Annotated in this window: 16 protein-coding genes; 4 read left to right on the forward strand and 12 right to left on the reverse strand. The window is 27.2% G+C overall.

Features of this window, described 5'->3' with window-relative positions:
- The 5 genes from CRU93_RS03035 to CRU93_RS03055 all read right to left on the reverse strand — a co-directional run.
- On the reverse strand, nucleotides 1-274 hold a 274-nt coding region (locus tag CRU93_RS03035; RefSeq protein WP_258238816.1), incomplete at its 3' end, for a fumarate hydratase.
- 50 nt (nucleotides 275-324) lie between these two features.
- Nucleotides 325-1,308 (reverse strand): CoA ester lyase, encoded by a 984-nt coding sequence (locus tag CRU93_RS03040; protein WP_129102713.1) that lies wholly within the window; start codon nucleotides 1,306-1,308, stop codon nucleotides 325-327.
- A gap of 125 nt (nucleotides 1,309-1,433) precedes the next feature.
- Nucleotides 1,434-2,486: a MaoC family dehydratase gene (locus CRU93_RS03045; RefSeq protein WP_129102714.1), complete on the reverse strand. Its 1,053-nt coding sequence runs from the start codon at nucleotides 2,484-2,486 to the stop codon at nucleotides 1,434-1,436.
- Between the two features lie 10 nt (nucleotides 2,487-2,496).
- Entirely contained in the window at nucleotides 2,497-5,016 is a 2,520-nt protein-coding gene (locus CRU93_RS03050; protein WP_129102715.1) for an aldolase/citrate lyase family protein, read from the reverse strand.
- 14 nt (nucleotides 5,017-5,030) lie between these two features.
- A complete protein-coding gene (locus CRU93_RS03055) occupies nucleotides 5,031-6,164 on the reverse strand; it encodes a CoA ester lyase (RefSeq protein WP_129102716.1) in 1,134 nt (377 codons plus the stop codon).
- A gap of 414 nt (nucleotides 6,165-6,578) precedes the next feature.
- Here CRU93_RS03055 and CRU93_RS03060 point away from each other — a divergent pair, with 414 nt between their 5' ends.
- A complete protein-coding gene (locus CRU93_RS03060) occupies nucleotides 6,579-7,310 on the forward strand; it encodes an IclR family transcriptional regulator (RefSeq protein ID WP_129102717.1) in 732 nt (243 codons plus the stop codon).
- Nucleotides 7,311-7,323: 13 nt separating this feature from the next.
- On the opposite strand, the gene CRU93_RS03065 is transcribed toward CRU93_RS03060, so the two are convergent.
- The 3 genes from CRU93_RS03065 to ccsA form a co-directional block, all read right to left on the reverse strand.
- On the reverse strand, nucleotides 7,324-8,613 hold the full coding sequence (locus CRU93_RS03065; protein WP_129102718.1) for a M20/M25/M40 family metallo-hydrolase: 1,290 nt from the start codon (nucleotides 8,611-8,613) through the stop codon (nucleotides 7,324-7,326).
- Between the two features lie 58 nt (nucleotides 8,614-8,671).
- On the reverse strand, nucleotides 8,672-9,286 hold the full coding sequence (locus tag CRU93_RS03070; RefSeq protein WP_129102719.1) for a thioredoxin fold domain-containing protein: 615 nt from the start codon (nucleotides 9,284-9,286) through the stop codon (nucleotides 8,672-8,674).
- 79 nt (nucleotides 9,287-9,365) lie between these two features.
- Nucleotides 9,366-12,161 carry a cytochrome c biogenesis protein CcsA gene (ccsA, locus tag CRU93_RS03075; RefSeq protein ID WP_258238821.1) on the reverse strand — a complete coding sequence of 932 codons (2,796 nt, stop codon included), beginning with the start codon at nucleotides 12,159-12,161 and terminating at the stop codon, nucleotides 9,366-9,368.
- Between the two features lie 191 nt (nucleotides 12,162-12,352).
- On the opposite strand from ccsA, the gene cmoB reads away from it, so the two are divergent.
- Entirely contained in the window at nucleotides 12,353-13,267 is a 915-nt protein-coding gene (gene cmoB / locus CRU93_RS03080) for a tRNA 5-methoxyuridine(34)/uridine 5-oxyacetic acid(34) synthase CmoB (protein ID WP_129102721.1), read from the forward strand.
- Here the strand turns inward: cmoB and CRU93_RS03085 are convergent.
- From CRU93_RS03085 to CRU93_RS03095, 3 genes are read right to left on the reverse strand one after another with little or no spacing between them, the layout of a single operon-like run.
- The gene (locus tag CRU93_RS03085) at nucleotides 13,264-14,238 is read right to left on the reverse strand and encodes a GGDEF domain-containing protein (RefSeq protein ID WP_129102722.1); all 975 of its coding nucleotides are present in this window, start codon (nucleotides 14,236-14,238) and stop codon (nucleotides 13,264-13,266) included. The two genes, cmoB and CRU93_RS03085, sit on opposite strands and share 4 nt — an antisense overlap.
- Before the next feature lie 9 nt (nucleotides 14,239-14,247).
- Entirely contained in the window at nucleotides 14,248-15,207 is a 960-nt protein-coding gene (locus tag CRU93_RS03090) for a GGDEF domain-containing protein (protein ID WP_129102723.1), read from the reverse strand.
- A gap of 12 nt (nucleotides 15,208-15,219) precedes the next feature.
- The gene (locus tag CRU93_RS03095) at nucleotides 15,220-15,813 is read right to left on the reverse strand and encodes an MBL fold metallo-hydrolase (RefSeq protein WP_129102724.1); all 594 of its coding nucleotides are present in this window, start codon (nucleotides 15,811-15,813) and stop codon (nucleotides 15,220-15,222) included.
- Between the two features lie 62 nt (nucleotides 15,814-15,875).
- On the opposite strand from CRU93_RS03095, the gene CRU93_RS03100 reads away from it, so the two are divergent.
- Entirely contained in the window at nucleotides 15,876-16,694 is an 819-nt protein-coding gene (locus CRU93_RS03100) for a ferritin-like domain-containing protein (protein ID WP_129102725.1), read from the forward strand.
- 4 nt (nucleotides 16,695-16,698) lie between these two features.
- Nucleotides 16,699-17,232 (forward strand): AAA family ATPase, encoded by a 534-nt coding sequence (locus CRU93_RS03105; RefSeq protein ID WP_129102726.1) that lies wholly within the window; start codon nucleotides 16,699-16,701, stop codon nucleotides 17,230-17,232.
- A gap of 17 nt (nucleotides 17,233-17,249) precedes the next feature.
- Here CRU93_RS03105 and dnaJ read toward each other — a convergent pair whose 3' ends face one another.
- Nucleotides 17,250-18,380 (reverse strand): molecular chaperone DnaJ, encoded by a 1,131-nt coding sequence (gene dnaJ / locus CRU93_RS03110; protein WP_129102727.1) that lies wholly within the window; start codon nucleotides 18,378-18,380, stop codon nucleotides 17,250-17,252.
- Nucleotides 18,381-18,400 lie beyond the last annotated feature (20 nt).

An 18,400-nucleotide genomic window follows, 5' to 3' on the forward strand; every position in this document is an offset into this window, starting at 1 on the left:
CTTCTAGTTCTTTACTTAATTCTAATTTTGCGTTTAATCCCACTTTGATAAATATATTTACTGATCCTGTATCTTGGCATAATGGTCTGTGCCCCATCGCACACATCTTTGAGTTTATTAGAATCTGCGCTATCGCATTTTTTGCTGCTTGTGATTCCTCTTTTTCATATGCTTCTACCATTGCTTTTACAAAATCTTCTGGATGATAATATGATATATATTGACAGGCCCCTGCTATACTATCTATTATATCTTGCTCTTTTATTATTTTCATTTACATTATTTCCTTTCACTTACGAAGTGACGCATATTATACATATTTGTTTATGAAAAAAATCTTTTTGTCACTTCTTCTTGTAATTTTTGTCCAGAAAAGTGACCTCTTTGCACAAGTTCCCAAAAATATCTGTATGTAGCTCTATCATGAAGCTCTCCATCATACTGAATTGGTCCCCATTCAGCATCTTGAGCTTTCAATAAAATATTTTGCGCTGCTTGTAATTCTGTAAAGTCTGGTTTCATTGCATCTACAATAGATTGAATTTGTGTTGGATAAATTGACCACATTCTCATAAATCCAAATTCATTTCTTGCAATTTCTGCATCTTTAAATGTTTGATATGGATTTTTTAAATCAAGTGTAACATTATGACAAGGAATAACATGATTTTGGATAGCTGCTTGACAAACTCTAGCTTTTGCTGCAGCTATTAATCTATGAGTAAATTGCCCAGGACTTCTCATATTACTTGCTGGAATTGCTCCTTGATAACCAGAAACAAAATCCATTAAACCAAAATCTAATACTTGAAGCCAAGGTAAAGTAGCAATTTTTTCTACATCATTTAATGCACCATGAGTCTCTATTAAAATATGAATAGGTATTTCTTTAGTGATGCCTGATTCTTTTGCTACTTTTTGAATATACTCAACTTGAGTTTTTACATCTTCATAACAAGTTGATTTTGGTAAAGTAATATAAGCAAGCTTTTCTCCAGCACCAGCTACTAAAATATCAACATCTTGTCTCCAATCTGCATGAGAAAAATCATGAATTCTTGTCCCCGCCATACCATATGGATTTGCTTCAGAATTTACAACTCTTACAATCATATTTGCATGTTCTACTTCTTTTCCTGTTTCTGCTCCATCTTCGCAGTCACAAGTGATATCAAATACTGGACCTAATTTTTTTTGCATTTCAAATGCTTTTAAAATTAGTTTTTCACTTCCCGCAAAATGCTCGCATGAAGGGATAATTGGTAAAGATTTTCCTGATTCGAATAGTGCTTTATTTGGATGTGTCATAATATTTTCCTTTTTAAGTTTTATAAATTTTAATGTTTGTCTTTTATTTAATGTTTTCTTTTTTATGTAAGTAAATTTTACTAAAAGAAACAAAATCCTAAAGAAGGCAACGAATTACCTTTGTCTTATTTACTTTTTTTGGGAATTACTACAGTGTAATCTAAATCTAAAACTACATTTGGTAGGTATTTACCATTTTCATCAAATATTGTTTTAGTCTCTTCAGGTCTTTGGTTTTTAAGACCAACAGTTCTTAATCTTAGTAATCCAATATCATCTCTTTTGTGATCAATTGTTTCAATTATTTCAGTATATGCATAGATTGTATCTTTTGCATAAGTTGGATTTGCATGTGCTCCACTATTTATAGAGTAAATCCATTGTGCATTTTGTAAACCGTTAAATGAAATACTTCTTGCAATAGAAATAACATGACCACCATACATAAGTCTTTGACCCATTAGTGTATCTTTCATCATAAAATCATCAAAATGTACTTTTGCATTATTTTGGTATAATTTTGTTGCTAAAGTATGGTCACTATCATCAATTGTAATACCTTCTGGATGATTTAATCTTTCACCTTTTTCATAATCTTCAAAGAAAAACTTTCCACCTGTTGCATTTGTATCAATATCTTTTTGAATAGGAATATTAATATTTTCTACAATTGGTTGAGTTTTTTCAAATGTTGGAATCTGTTTTATTCCAGTTATTTGATCTTTGTTCTTTTTATGAACCATAACCCATCTTTTTAAATTTAGAACCTCTTGCTCATCTTGGTTATAACCAATTGAATGAACATAAACAACTCCACTTTTTCCATTTGAATTCTCTTTTAATCCAATTACTTCTGTTTCTAGTCTTACAGTATCACCAACATATACAGGATTTGCAAAACTAACTTCTGCATAACCTAAATTTGCAATTGCATTTAAAGATATGTCTTGAACTGACTTACCAAATGTTAAGTGAAACATTAATAAATCATCAAGGGGTTTGTTTTTATAACCCATTTTTTGAGCTAAAACATCTGACGAATGCAATGCAAATCTACTTCCTGTTAAGGCGATGTAAAAAGATACATCACCATCTGTAATTGTTCTTGGAAGAGGGTGTACTATTTTCTGTCCAATTTCGAAATCTTCGAAAAAGTTACCTAAATTAATTTTAGACAAAATAAACTCCTTACTTATCAAAAAGGTTTTGACCTAATGCTTTATATGTTTCATATAAAGAAATTCTTTTTTTGGCCCATTTTATTCTAGAACTATCAATTAGTTTATTGTTATAAACAATAACTTCTCTACCATCTTTTGCTGCTTCTTCATATTTCTCTATCATCTCTTCGTATGCAGAAATATCTGTTTGTTTTGGAGTAAAAATATCATTTATATACTCAATTTGAACTGGATGAATTAATGATTTTCCATCAAATCCTAAATAATAAGCATCTTTTGTTGAATCTTCACAAGCAAATTCATCATGTACATCATAATATGGTCCATCTATTACAAATTTACCAAATGCTTTTGCAGCAAGTGCAATTTGTGATAGATAATTAAACATAGCTTTTGAGCCTTTTTTCATATCTATTTGAAGTCTATTAGCAAGTTTATTTGAACCAGCAACAACAACTTCAACTCTTGAACTTGCACTACAAATTTCTTGAATATTTAAAACAGAAATAGGTGTTTCAATCATTATCATTAAAGTTAAATTTTTATCAATTTCATCAATAAGTCTTACCGCTTCTAAAACATCATCTTTTGAGTCAATTTTAGAAAATAAAATACCATCAATATCGATTTTTTTTGCTAACTCTAAATCTTTTTTAATATCTTCTGTATTTAAGTTATTAACTCTAATAACTTTTTCAGAGTCACCAAAATTCCCTTTAAATTCATCAAAAACAGATTTTAAAACTTCTCTTCCTACTTCTCTTTGTCCTTGTAAAATTGCTTCAAAGTCAAAAATAACAGTATCTGCTAATACAGTTTTTGCTTTTTGAACATTTTGTTTATTGTATGCAGGAACAAAAAGCATAGATCTTCTTGCTCTATATTCAATAATATGTTCTCCTGCTGCTCTTGCTTCTTCTGCATCTTGAATATTTTTTATAAGTTGTTTTCTTAATACTTTTCCGTTTTTAGTTCTTGGATAATCTTTTAAACTAAATATTTTTTTAGGAGCTTTATATTTAGCTAAATTTGCTTGTGCAAATGCTAATATTTCAGCTTCTTGTTCTTTAGTTAATTCTTTATGACCAATAACTGCAATAGAAACTAATGTTTTATCTTTTTCTAATTCAAATCCAAAAGCAACACAATCTGCTACTAATTTATGAGTTTTTACTACTCTTTCTACTTCATGTGGAGATACTCTAAATCCAAATGTATTGATGATGTCATCTTTTCTACCAATAAACCAGATATATCCATCTTTATCTTTTTTTGCATAATCACCAGTAAAGAAATATCCATCATGCTTAGCTTTTAATGTCTCTTCTTCTAATTGCCAATATTCCAAAAATAGTCCTGGATCATCAACACCAATACTGATCATTCCTTCCTCTTCAACACCAACTTCTTCAAGTGTTTCAGGATTTAAAAGTTTTACAGTATGTCCTGGTTGAACAAAACCTGCACTTCCTGGTCTAATTGGATTATTAACTGAATGTGAAATATAATAAGAACATTCACTCATTCCAATTGCTTCAAAAATATCTTGTTTAAATCTTTTTCTCCAAGCTTCAATCATCTCAGTTGAAAGATGTTCTCCTGCACTCATACAATATCTCAAACTTGGACAATCATCAATTGTAAAATCTGTTTTTTGAATGATTTGTCTATATATTGTAGGAACACCAATAAAAATTGTACACTCATGTTTTTTGATTAGATCAATCCATGTTGAAGCATCATTTGCTCCTTCATATGCAATAACTGTATGTCCATTATATAAAGGATCCATTAATGCAGAACCTAAAACATAAGTCCAGTTAAATTTCCCAGAATGCATAATTCTGTCATTTTTCTTAAAGTTAAACCAATATTCAGTTGCAGGAGTTCTTCCTACAAGTGATCTATGAGAGTGCAATACTCCTTTTGGATAACCAGTTGTTCCTGATGTATAAACTAAATATGCAGGTTCACCTGATTTTGCATTATAATGATTTGGTGTTTTATCTGTATTTTTTAATATTTCATTTAGTGCATATACATTAATACCTTTTGGTTTTTTGTAATCATCTATACTATCTATTCCTGCAACTATAATAGTTTTTAAGTTATCCACATTTTCTAAATATGGAACTAAATTCTCATACATAGATGAAGACATAACAATTGCACTTGCTTGTGAATCTTCTGCAAGGTATTTAACTTCTGATCCACTTAAAAGTGTTGATGTAGGAACAGCAATAATTCCTGCTTTAATAGCACCAAAAAATGAAATAGGGTATGCAATAGAGTTTTTTAAGCATACTAATACTCTATCTCTTGGTTCTAATCCAATTTGTGTAAGGAAGTTGCAAACTTGGTCAGATTTTTCAGATAATTGTTTATAAGTTATTTTATCTGTTCCAAGTTTATCATCTTCAATTATCATTGCAGTATTGTTTTCATTTTCTGTTCCTAAATGTGCAGAAGTACAAGCAACCCCAATATTTAAAAATTCAGGTACATTAATTTTAATTGTAGAACTCATCTTTTAACTCCTTACTATATTTGACCATATGGCCAGTTTTCTCTAAATGTATGTATTGGCATTTTATTTAGTACTGTTAATGCAAAATCTTGATGTTCTGTACTCAAACTTCTTAAAGCGTATGCTCTTAAAATATTTTGTAATGCTTTTCCGAACATTGGTGGATCTAACATCTCACCTTCAAATCGAATAGCTCCACTTAATAGAGCATCTGCTTCAATAGCAGCTTTTAGTATACCTACATCTTTTTCTATTTCTTTTGGACTTGGTGTAAATGCAACTTTACATACATTAATATGGTTTGGTGTAATTACTTGTTTACCTGTAAGTCCCATTGCACACTCTTTTTTTGCATGAGAATATACATGTCTTGAAGCATCATCTCCATGTAAATCTAACCATCTTCTAATATCTTTTTTCTCTAAACAAGAATCTGGAAGCGAGTTTGGAGTAAGCATTACTTCAACTCCACCAATTACTCCTGCACCTTTAATTCTTGCTTCCATTGTAAGAATATTAAAAAATGTTTTTAATTCATCAATCCATCCATCTGGAGTGATTTTATAAGCCATTGCTTTAGAAAAATCATGAATTCCAAAAACTACATGTTTTACAGTAGAATAGTCCATCAAATCAGCTGCAATTTGTAGTGACTTAGGATGTTCAATAATTGGTTGAATTGTTAAATTTGCATTTATTGAAACTAACCAAGATGAAAGATCTCTAATCTCTGCATCACCATATACTTCTCCTGCTTTTGCTAAAACAATAACATCAATATATTTATGAATTTGTTTTAACATTTTTAAATCCTCTTCATACTCTTCTGTTCTAAAAGGATTAATTCTTACTGCTATTTGAAAGTTTCTTTGGGGAAACTTTGGTAATTCTTGAATCAAAAGCTCTCTACTCATTGCTTTTTGTCTACAGCCATCTTCTAAGTCAAAAAGTACAGTATGTGCTTTTGTTTTATATGCATGTTTTTGCAATCTTAGTTTTGCTTGTTCCATACTTTCATATGAACCATCTAATGGATTAAATTTAATAGGTGGATAATATATTTGAATACCCGGCCAATAACCACCAAGAACTGGAGTTAAATCATCATTTGCCGTTAATTTTGATAAATCTAAGTGTGATGAAGTCATAATTTTACCTTTTAATTTATTTTCTATTATTTGTTTATGAATTTTTCCAAATGGATCTCATTTAGAAAAATTAGGTAAAATCACAGGATTACTGTGATGTCTTGATGACATTAAGACATATGAAAAATAAACTATTACATAATTTTTACATATAAAAATATAATTAATATTAATTTAATAATCTCTGTAGATACCATCATATAGTCTCTTTTGTGAGAATTATAAAAGGGAGTTTCACATAGTGAGAAAAATATTTTTGTTCTTCTCATATACTAAAAAAAATATTTTGAAAAAAAATTAAATTTTACATATTTGTAACATAATTTATCTTTGGTGGTTAATAAAATGGTATATAAATTCTGTTTAATAAAAACAAAGGTATCATAATAAAAAAATAAAAAAAAGAAGATTATTGTGCAAAGACAAAATAAATCATTATCAAAAGGTTTATGTGTTTTAAAAGAGATTATGTCTAGTAATAAACCCTTAACTGCAAATATTTTATGTCAAAAATTACAAATAGATAAAAGTACAATGTCAAGATTGATTACAACATTAATGCAAGAAGAATTTATTGAGTATAAAGATAATACAAAAGAGATTATTCTAAGTGATATCTTAAGAAAAGTAATGCATAAAGACAGTAGAGAAAAAGTTGTTGAGAAAACAAAAGCTTTACTCGATGAAATTTTTTATTTAACTGATGAATGTGCATATATTGGAATTTTAGATAATAATTCAGTTTTATATTTAAATCAAGTTGATAAATCAAAAAGAGTATTAAAAACTATAGATTCTGTTGGTTTGCATGCTCCTTTACATACAAATGCTTTTGGTAAAGTTATATTAGCTTTTTCTAAAGATGTTGATATAGAAACAATTGAATTAAAAAAGTTCACAACAAATACAATTACTAGTATAACAAAATTAAAAAAAGAAATAGAACTTGTATCTCAAAAAGGGTATTCAGTTGGTATTGAAGAACATGAATTTGGTTTATGTTCTGTTGCTGTTCCATATTTTAATAAAAGAGGGCAGTTTGTTGGACCTGTTGGAATATCTGGATTGTCAGTAAGAATGAATGAAGAAAAACTTCATCAATTGGGACAAAAAATATTTAAACTTGTAAATTCAAAATTTGTATAAAAGAGTTTTTCTTTTATACAAATTTATCTGTGATCTCTTTTACTACTTCAAAAACTTTTTCAACTGATTTTATACTAACTTGCTCTTTTTTCGAGTGAGGGAAGTTTATAGTAGGTCCTATAGAAGCTACTTTTATATCAGGAAACTTATCTTTGAAAATAGCACACTCTAGTCCTGCATGAATTGCTTCAAGTGAAGCATCTTTATTATATTTTTTATATGTTTCTAATACTATATTTGTAAATTCATTAATATCTGGTTTCCAAGCTGGATATTTTCCTGCTGTTGTTACTTCAAAGTTGTGATTTTTAAGAAGAACTACTGTTTCTTCTTTAATAGCTTTTAATTCACTATTTTCCATTGATCTTGCACTTAACTCTACATTTATACTATCTATTGTAGTTTCTATTTTAGCTAAGTTAATAGAGTTTAAAACTACACCTAAGTTTTTATCATATCCTCTTACTCCATTTGCAAAAGTATAAAGAAAATCAATAATTTTGTCATCAAAAATATTTAAATGTTCTGATTTTGTATCAATTTTTTCAATTTTCATATTTTCATGTGAAGAGATAGGAGTTTTGTTTGTTGCAATTATTGCTTTTGCATTTGCTGGTATTGAGTTGATTCTCTCACCTGCATTTATATCTAAAAGTTTTGCATCACACTCTTTTAATGTTTTAGCTAATAGTTTAATAGCATTAGGAATATTTTTATCAATATCAACGCCACTATGTCCACCTTGTAAATTTGATATTGAAATTTCATATAAATCAAGATTTTCATCATTTTTTATAATTTTTTTATTAAAGTTTTTTCCAAAAATATCAACTCCTCCTGCACAACCAATACAAATTTCACCTTCTTCTTCGCTATCCAAATTTAGCATATATTTTGATTTTAATTCCAAATTTAAATTATTTGCTCCAATAAGTCCAATTTCTTCATCACTAGTAAATAAAAATTCACAATCATAATTTTGGCTCATAAGATAAAGCATATATGAACATCCCATTCCATTATCACTTCCAAGTGTAGAGTCCTTTGCTTTTAAAATGTCACCTTCTTGAAGGATTTGTGGAACACAATTATCACTTAAGCAAACAATATCATAGTGGCTTTGAAAGCTTAATTTTGAATTTGAATTCTCTTTTTTACATAAAATATTATTTGTTTCATCTATTAAACATTGATAGTTATATTTTTTAGCGTACTCTTTCATAAAGTCTATAAATGGCTGATGAGTTCCACTACATCTAGGAATATTAGTAATTTCTTTAAATATTTCAATTATTTGGCTCAATATTAATCCCTTTTATTTAAGATAAAAAAGATTATAACCTTTTAAGATTAAGATATTTTTATTTTATAAAGCTTTTTATAGTAATATTATTTTTTTTATAATATTCAATCAAACTATTATATACTTCACCACTTTTTCTATCTTTATTTTTATAAAGCCGATTTTTTATAAATTCTAAAGTTGAAATTAGCTGTTCTTTTGATATTAATCCTGTTAATGAAAATATTTCATAATTGTGCATATCAAGAAAGATTAAAGTAGGGGTTGTATCGATATTATATAAACTAGTCATAGTTTGTGTATCTATTTTAAGTTGTTTATCTTCATAGTCTATTATATGGCTTTGTTTTTTACTTGTATCTATATAGTATGCATTTACATTAATTTTTAGTTTATTTTGCAACTCTTTTGATGATAATAATATTTCTTTTAATTTAGTTGATTTGTTACTTTTGTCATTTGTAAAAAATATTATGGAATCTTTTTTATCTAAAATGATTTTTGAATTATTTTTAAAAATTGATTGAACTTTTTTATCAATTACTGATATTTTTTTCTCTTTTTTTTCTATTTCTTTTTTTGAAGGCTTTTTCTCAAAAAAATAGTTTTCATTGTAATATATTCCAAATGAAAATAAAATTGCAAAGATTGTTAAAAAAATTAAGTTTTTCATTTGATAACTTTAGCAAAAGATTGCTTAATAAAAATTAGAAAAAACTAAGAAAGAGAACTTTCTTAGTTTTATGAGATATTTATTTGATAGTATCTTTCATATCTCTGTTTTTTGAAGCTAACGCAATAGTAATAATTACAGTTGCTGTTACATAATATACCCACATTGGAATTGGAACAGGATCACCTGTTGCATATGAATGCATTCCTGATAAGTAGAAGTTTACTCCAAAATATGTCATTAAAATTGTACCAAATGCTACTAATCCTGCAACAGATAAAGCAAAAGGAGTATTTAAGTTTTTAATAAATCTCATATGTACAACAAATGCATAAATTACAATTGAAACATAGGCCCAAGTCTCTTTTGGATCCCATCCCCAATATCTACCCCATGATTCATTTGCCCAAACACCACCAAGGAAGTTTCCTATTGTAATTGCACTTAATCCAATAATTAACGCAACTTCTGTAATAGCAACAACATTTTTAATATTTTCGTCTAAATGTGGTCTATTTTTTCTAAAAATAAACATAATTAAAGACATATAACATAAAATTGCTGCTAATCCAAAGAAACCGTATGAAGCTGTTAATATAGATACGTGAATAGTTAACCAATATGATTTTAATACAGGAACTAGATTTGTAATTTGTGGATCTATACTTGTTAAGTGAGCAGTAAACATAAAGATACTTGCAACAATTATTGCAGCACTTAAAGCCAATAATGATCTTCTAAAGAATACAACTCCTGCAAATACTGCTGACCAAGAGATATATAATAATGACTCATAAGTATTAGACCAAGGTGCATGTCCCGAAATAATCCATCTTACACCCATTCCAGCTGTATGAATTGTAAATAAAATAGCTAATAAAATAAAGAATACTTTAGTAATTTTAACTGGTTTGATTTTTGGATTAAATACAACAAAAAATGCAACAATAAGCATTATAAGACCAAGTATTAAATAAGCAATTGTTAGTTTAAAGAATACATCAAGTTTATTAAATAAAATCTCTTGATTTATCTTTGATTCACTTGGAATAATATCTGCACCAACTTTTTTCTGATATGTACTAATCATATCAATAAATTTATTAGCTGATTTATAATCTTCATTTATAACAGAGTTTACAAAACCTCTTGTCATTGTCTCTACTGCTACTTTATTTTGTCCTTTAAAATAAGTGAAAGCATCTAATGGAGTGTACCATGTATTATTTTCATTTGATGTACTATCTTTTACTTTTGGAAAGATTTTAAATAAACTTGCATTAAAAACCATATATGAAACATTTAGTTTTTCATCTAGTTTAATAATATCTTTTTCAAAAGTTCCTCTTTCAGAAGGTTTTGCTCTTGAAGCTATTTGTGCTTCTTTTTGAAGTTTATATTTACCATCTTTTGTAAATACATCAGAAAATGCAATATATTTTCTTGATACATCAATTCCTAATAGTTTTTTTAGTTTTGGAGTTTTGATTTTAATCATTCTAATGTTTCTCCAAACTGAAGGATTAGTTAACATTCCAAGAACAATTTGATTTGCATCCATACCAAACATAGAACCTCTTGAAGATATTTTGTGAAGAATTTCATCATTTAAACTATCAATAGGTTTCATTCTACCCATACCACTTTGAGTTACCAATTGTGCAAATTTATCTGCAGTTACTTTTGAATCTTTTTTAAAAGCATTTAAATAATTCATAACTGTATCTTGAGAAGATATTGCAATACTTTGAGTTTCAATTGCTTTTGCATCAGTTGTAAGTGAAAAACTTAATAAACAGGCTAATGCTAAAGAAGCAGCTGTATTATTTTTTAGATATTTTGTTAATTTCCAAAATCTACTTTTTTTATCAAAAAGGTTCCAAATTAAACCAAGTGATAATAAAAAGTAACCTAAGTAAGTTGGCCATTTTCCTGGATCATGATTTACAGACAATACTGTTCCTTTTTCATCTTGATCATATGAGCTTTGGAAGAATAAGAAATTTCCTTCATGTAAAGTTCTATTCATAAAAATTCTATAATCATATGGATCTTTATTTGGTTTTAAAACTGTTACTTCAGATGCATAAGATGATGGTGCCATACTTCCTGGATATCTATCAAGTTGGAAGTCTCTTAATTTTATTGCAAAAGGAAGTTTAAGTAGCTTTGAACCATATTCTAAAGTTACAACAGTATCCCCAAAGTCTTCTACTTTCACTACACCTTCTTGTCCTCTTTTACCTGGAAGTTTTATAGTTTTTGTTTTTCCATTTAATGTAACATCTACTGATAAAATTCCCATTGAAGCTTTACCTTTTTTAACAAAAAGATATTTGTTATATTCTATATCTAAAACTTTATCATTAAATCTTATTTTATGCTCAAAATTATTTGTAGCTTTTACAATACTAGCAAATATTTTTTTAGAAAAAGAATTATTATCATCACCGTAAATAGTGCTTGCAAACTCTTTTTTATACTCTTTATAGTAAGTCGCATCTTTTTGGTTTATTTTTATTTGTAAATAAGGTTCTAAAGATATCATTTTATCTTGGCTTTGACCTTCTCTTATGTGCATGATACCTTCATAACCTATATATCTTGTAATACCTGCACCTAATAAAATAACTACAAATGCAGTATGAAAAATAAATCTTGCTGGATGCTTCCACATCTTGTATTTAAAGATTATTCCACAAAGGTTTATAGTTGTTAAAACCAATGCTGTTTCATACCAAATGTTGTTATATACTAAAACTCTAGCTGTTGAAGTACCATAATCGTTTTCTATAAATGTAGCAACAGCTGCACCAACTGCTAAAATCATTAGCAAGGTAAGTGTTGTTTTAAAAGAAAACAAAACATTTGTCACCTTTTTCAAATTAAATCCTTTTATCTTTTTATCATTTAATAATACGCATATATTATATAAATTCATCGTGAATTTTATGTGTAGTTTTCTACATATAAAATTAATCAAGGATTATAACAGAATAGATTTTTATTTTTTATGAACAATATTATTAAAACATCTTTTTAACAAATACTTAATATAATTGCGTTATGAATATAGAAGAACTAAAAAAAGAAAAACAAAAGTGTTTAGAATGGAAAAATGTAAAGCCTTGGTATGAGCAGGTAAAAAAATCTTTTGGTATTACTAAAGATAATTTACATATAGATTATGGTGATTGGTTTACTGTTGGAAATAGACAGGATTTAACTGATGAAGAGTATCAAACAATTGTTGATACTGCAAAAAAATTAATACCTTGGAGAAAAGGTCCATTTAATTTATTTGGATTAGAAATAGATAGTGAATGGCAAAGTAATATTAAATATAATCTTATTCGTCCACACTTTAATTTAAAAGATAAAGTTGTTGCTGATATTGGTTGTAACAATGGATATTATATGTTTAGAATGCTTGAAGATAAACCAAAAAGATTAATTGGTTTTGATCCATCAGCTTTAACAATGTTACAGTTTGAGTTTATAAATCATTTTGTTAAATCCAATATTATTTATGAAAAATTGGGAGTTGAGCATCTAGAGTATTATAATCATACTTTTGATTTTATTTTTATGTTGGGAGTTTTATACCATAGAGCAGATCCAGTAGGGTGTTTAAAATCACTTGCAAAAGGATTAAATAAAAATGGTGAAATATTAATTGATACTTTTATGATTGATGGTGAAGATGAAGTTGCCTTAACGCCAAATAAAAGATATTCAAAAATACCAAATATATATTTCATTCCAACAATTTCAGCACTTAAAAATTGGCTTACTAGAGCAGGGTTTGAAAATATTGAAGTACTTGCTGTTACAACAACAACATCTGAAGAACAAAGAAAAACACAGTGGTCATTTGATCAAAGTTTGGAAGATTTTTTACATAAAGATGATAAAACAAAAACAGTAGAAGGTTATCCTGCACCTAAAAGAGTTTATGTTAAAGCAAAGAAGAAGAATTAGAATAAATCTATTGTATCTTCTTCTGATAAGTCTTGATAGTTAAATACTTGGCTTCTACCTTTATTTTTGGCTTCATATAGAGCAATATCAGCATTTTTTATAGTATTGTCAATAGATTTATTATCACTAAACGAATATGTATCATAACCTATACAAATAGTTTTTTTAAGTATTTGTTCAGGATTATGTGATACCTTAACACCAACTTTAGCAAAGTTTTCAATGATTCGATTAGAGATGTTTTCTACTTCACTATCATTTTCTGTGCTTAAAATTGAGATCAAAAATTCATCACCTGTTAATCTTGCAACCATATCAAATTCTGATATATTTGAATGAATAACTTTAGCAAGTTCAATTAAAACTCTATCCCCAATATCATAATCAAATTCATCAATAACAGCTTTAAAGTGATCAATTCCTACCATTAAAAAATAGATTTTTTTATGCTCTTTCCCAGATAAAGTTATCTGTTTATTTAAATTTTCTACTAAGTAGTGTCTATTATAAACATTAGTAACAGAATCTAAAGATTGAGATTCTATATAATTTTTCTTAATTATTCCATTTTGTAAAATAGGAGATATTTGAAAAAATGCTGATTCAATTATTGAATATTTGTTATCTAAAATATCAAAATGAGATTCTGATGATGCACAAAAAGATACTATTGCATTTAAATTAGTATGTGTATTAATAATAAAGAAAAAAGACAATTTATCATCTAAATAAAATTGGTCACCTTTTTCTAATATCTCTTCTTTACTATTTGTTTCTATATTAAATAAAGAAATTGTAATATTATCTATATCAAAAGTTGAGTGTAACCAATTATAAATATCATCACACATTTGCAATATATTTGATGCAAATTGCAATTGATCATATAAAGCAAAGATATCTTCTAATGCTTTAAAATCTTCTTTATTTGTTGCCGATGATTTAATTAAATTTAAAATATTTTTTCTCAATGTTATATCCTAAAATAGATCTATTGTATGCATTTTATTTTCACTATATAAAAAACACTTATTTCTACCCATATTTCTTGCTTCATAAAGTGCATTATCTGATGTTCGCAAAATCTCTTCAATGCTATAAGCATCCTCAGGGAATAAAGAGATTCCAATACAAATTGTCTTGTAAAGAGTTTGCTTTGTTGCTTGGTTTACAATTACACCTTCTTTACTAAACAAATTAATAATTTTCTTTGCAAGCATCTTTGCATTTTCTTCATCACCTACATTTAGTAAGACAACAAGAAACTCTTCTGCTTCAACTCTAACAACAAGATCAGATGCTCTAACAGTTCTTTTTAACAAATTTGCAAGTGTTGTTAGAACCTTATCTCCAATTTTATAGTCAAACTCATCAATTACAGCTTTAAATTTGTCAATTCCAATCTTTAAAAAAGCAATTTTTTTACCTTCTCTTTTAGATAAAGATAAAATATTATCTAAATAAAGTTCCAAATATTTTCTATTATAAAGTCCAGTAATTTGATCCTTTAACGAAAGTTGCTTTATGCACTCTTCTAAATATTTATTATAAAGTGTTTGAGAGATAATGTCAAATGTTGTTATCAAAACTTCATAATTATCTTGTAATTTATGATAATTTTTCTTATTATTAACTATTAGTTCATATGTAATTTGAGTATTTTTGCTTAGGTTAATACTATAATCAAGAATAAAATCATTTTTTTCATTCTCTTTAGATTTATAAATATATTCAGAATATTTATTTATCTTATCACTAAATAATATATTAATTCTTGATATTTCATAACAGTTTTTCAAAGATAATTCTAAATATTTTAAAGAATCTGAAAAAATTTTAATTAACTGTTTCTCTTCATTTATTGTAAATTCAGAATATAAAAAATCTTGATCTTTTTCTTCTAATATTTGTTTAAAAGAATTAACCATTTTATTACTCATCTAGTGCCTTTATTATAGATAATTTAACCAATTTCTCAATGACTCTTTTTCTTGAAAAAGAGTTGTATGTGCTCCATGACCTGGAAAAATTCTGAAATTTTTATCCCATTTTAAAACTCTATTAATACTATCTTTCATATCTTTAGGATTTGAAAATGGAAAATCACATCTTCCAATAGAGTTTTTGAAAATAAAATCACCTGTAAAAAGGTTATCTTCTATTTCTATGGCTGAACAACCTGGAGTATGTCCTGGGAAAAAGTGAAATTTTACTTTTATTCCATCAAAGTCTATTTCTTCATCATGTTCAACTAATATATCAGCATTTGAAGGAGGAAGTTCAAGACCACGTAAAGGATTTCTTAACATAAATTCATCATCTTTGGGACAATAAATTTTTATATTTAAATCTTCACTTAATTGTGCATTTGACCAAACATGATCAAAATGACCATGGGTATTTAAAATAGCAATTGGATTAGTTGTATTTTGTTTTACCCATGAAGTTGCACCTACACCTGGATCTATTATTAAATCTTTTCCATCAATTGTGACAATATAACAATTTGTTTGATAATCACCCATAGGTTGTCTTTTTATTTGCATATGTTAAACCTTACTTAGATAAAATCTATATAATATATATTATAACAATATAGAGGTAAAAGATGCATTATTTTAAACAATTAGAAGAGATTTTGTTAGCTCAAGAACCTAAAAATAAATTTGAATTATTCGAAATATTTTATAAAGAGTTTAAAAAAACTACGATTGATTTCTTAGATTCATATCAAATTAAAAATATCAAAGAACCCTCTTATCAAAATATTTTAAATATTGTTCCTCCCAGTGAAGCTAAACCAAGAAAATATGTAAATACAAAAGAGGGTAAAGCTTTTTTATTACATACAATTGCTCATATTGAATATAGTGCAATTGACTTAGCTTTGGATGCAGCACTTAGATTTAAAGGACTTCCTAGAAAATATTATGAAGATTGGCTTGAAGTTGCAGAAGATGAAATAAGACATTTTTTAATGATAGAAAAACTTTTAAATGAACTTGGTACTAAATATGGAGATATACCTGTTCATACAAATTTATTTGAAGCAATGGTTTTGACTCCAGATTTATTAAGTAGAATGGCAGTTGTTCCAAGATATTTAGAAGCCAATGGATTAGAACAAAATCCAAAAATTATGGAAAAATTGAAATCTAATCCAGATCAGTTTAATAAAAAAATATTAAATGCTTTAAATATAATCTTAGAAGAAGAGATCACACATGTACAAAAAGGTGATAAGTGGTTTAAGTTTGAGTGTAAAAAACAAAAATTAAATCCAGAATCTACATATCTTGAAATATTAGAAAAAGTCTATCCTGGTAGTACAAATAAAAAGTATAATATAAATTTTGAAGCAAGAAAACAAGCAGGGTTTTCTTGTAATGAATTGAAATTTTTATCAAAACAAGAAAGTTGTCTTTAATAATATGAACGAGTCATCAATAATAATTTTAATTGTAGGCGCAAGTGGAGTTGGTAAGGATACTTTAATTAGACAATTTAAAAATAAAGAAGATATTAATGTTGTAAGAAGATATATAACAAGAAAAAGTAATGAACATGAAAATAATCATTTTATAACAAAAGATAATTTTAAAAAGTTACAAATGCAATCTTTTTTTATCTCTTCATGGTTTGCACATGACAATTTTTATGGTATTCCTAAAAATAGCTTAAAAGCTAAAACAAATATTATTTCAGTATCTAGAAGTGTAATAAAAGATTTTGAAAATAAATTTAACAACGTTTTTACTATTAATATTACACTTGAAAAAAATGAATTAAAGCAAAGATTATTAAAAAGAAGCAGAGAAAGCCTTGAACAAATAGAAAAAAGGTTAAAAAGAGCTGATTACGAAGTTGAAGCAAAAAATTTAATAGAATTTGAAAATAATGAATCCATTGAAGTATCTAAAAGTAAGTTTTATGATTTAATAATAAGTATAAGTAAAGAAGTTTAATCTTCTTCACTTATATTTTATGAGAACCATTTTTTTACTTTATCAAACATATTCTCAAAGCTTGATTCATGTGGTTTACTCTCTATACCAAAACTTTCTTGAAGTTTTTCAAGAAGTTCTTTTTGTTCTGCATTTATTGATTTTGGATAATTTATTTTAACTTGAACAATTAAATCACCTTTTCCATAACCTTGAACAGATTTTACACCTTCATTTTTAAATGTAAATTGTTGTTTATCTTTTGTACCTTGTGGAATTGTTAATTCAAGTTCATTTCTTAAACCTGGAATTTTAATTTTTCCACCTAGTGCCACTTGTGTAAAGAATAGTGGAATTTCAATATAAATATCATCACCATTTCTAACAAAATGAGAATCTTCTTTTACTGAAATTTGAATATATAGGTCACCTCTTGTTCCATCTGGAGCAATGTTACCTCTTTTTGAAACCCTAATTCTATTTCCATCATTTACACCTTCTGGAATATCGATTTCAAATGTATCTTCTGTTTCATGATATCCTGTACCACCACATTTTTTACAATCATCAATTTTTGCTTCACCTGTACCATTACAAGTAGGACATGTTTGTGCAAATGTCATAAATCCTTGTCTCATATGCACTTGACCTTGACCTTGACAAGTAGGACATGTTGATAATTTACCATCTTTTGCACCAGTTCCTTTACAAGAACTACACGCTTCTTTATATTTATAAGTTATATCTTTTGCAGCTCCAAAGACAGCTTCATTAAACTCTACAACTATCTCTATACCAATATCTAGATTATAGTTATAAGATTTTTTTTGTCTTCTGCTACCAAAACCACCGCCACCACTGAAGGCAGACCCGAACATCTCTTCAAATATTGAACTTAAATCATCAAAGCCAGCACTTGAAAAACCACCACCTTGTCCGTGACCTTCTAGTCCTGCTTTACCATATCTATCATATATTGCTCTTTTTTCTTCATCACTCAATATCTGATATGCTTCATTTATAGCTTTAAATTTTTCTTCGGCTTGAGTATCATCTGGATTTTTGTCAGGGTGATACTTCATTGCCATTTTTCTATAAGCTTTTTTTATTGAACTTTTGTCTGCATCTCTACTTATTTCTAATAATTCATAATAATCTATTTCAGTCAATATTAGTACTCCTAACATAT

The sequence above is a fragment of the Arcobacter sp. CECT 8985 genome (assembly GCF_004116495.1).
Taxonomy (GTDB): domain Bacteria; phylum Campylobacterota; class Campylobacteria; order Campylobacterales; family Arcobacteraceae; genus Malaciobacter.

Excerpts from the sequence above, each read along its gene's own strand:
- CRU93_RS03040 (WP_129102713.1), bottom strand. The coding sequence starts at position 1,308 with ATGACACATCCAAATAAAGCACTATTCGAATCAGGAAAATCTTTACCA.
- CRU93_RS03050 (WP_129102715.1), bottom strand. The coding sequence starts at position 5,016 with ATGAGTTCTACAATTAAAATTAATGTACCTGAATTTTTAAATATTGGG.
- CRU93_RS03055 (WP_129102716.1), bottom strand. The coding sequence starts at position 6,164 with ATGACTTCATCACACTTAGATTTATCAAAATTAACGGCAAATGATGAT.
- CRU93_RS03070 (WP_129102719.1), bottom strand. The coding sequence starts at position 9,286 with ATGAAAAACTTAATTTTTTTAACAATCTTTGCAATTTTATTTTCATTT.
- cmoB (WP_129102721.1), top strand. The coding sequence starts at position 12,353 with ATGAATATAGAAGAACTAAAAAAAGAAAAACAAAAGTGTTTAGAATGG.
- CRU93_RS03090 (WP_129102723.1), bottom strand. The coding sequence starts at position 15,207 with ATGAGTAATAAAATGGTTAATTCTTTTAAACAAATATTAGAAGAAAAA.
- CRU93_RS03095 (WP_129102724.1), bottom strand. The coding sequence starts at position 15,813 with ATGCAAATAAAAAGACAACCTATGGGTGATTATCAAACAAATTGTTAT.
- CRU93_RS03100 (WP_129102725.1), top strand. The coding sequence starts at position 15,876 with ATGCATTATTTTAAACAATTAGAAGAGATTTTGTTAGCTCAAGAACCT.
- CRU93_RS03105 (WP_129102726.1), top strand. The coding sequence starts at position 16,699 with ATGAACGAGTCATCAATAATAATTTTAATTGTAGGCGCAAGTGGAGTT.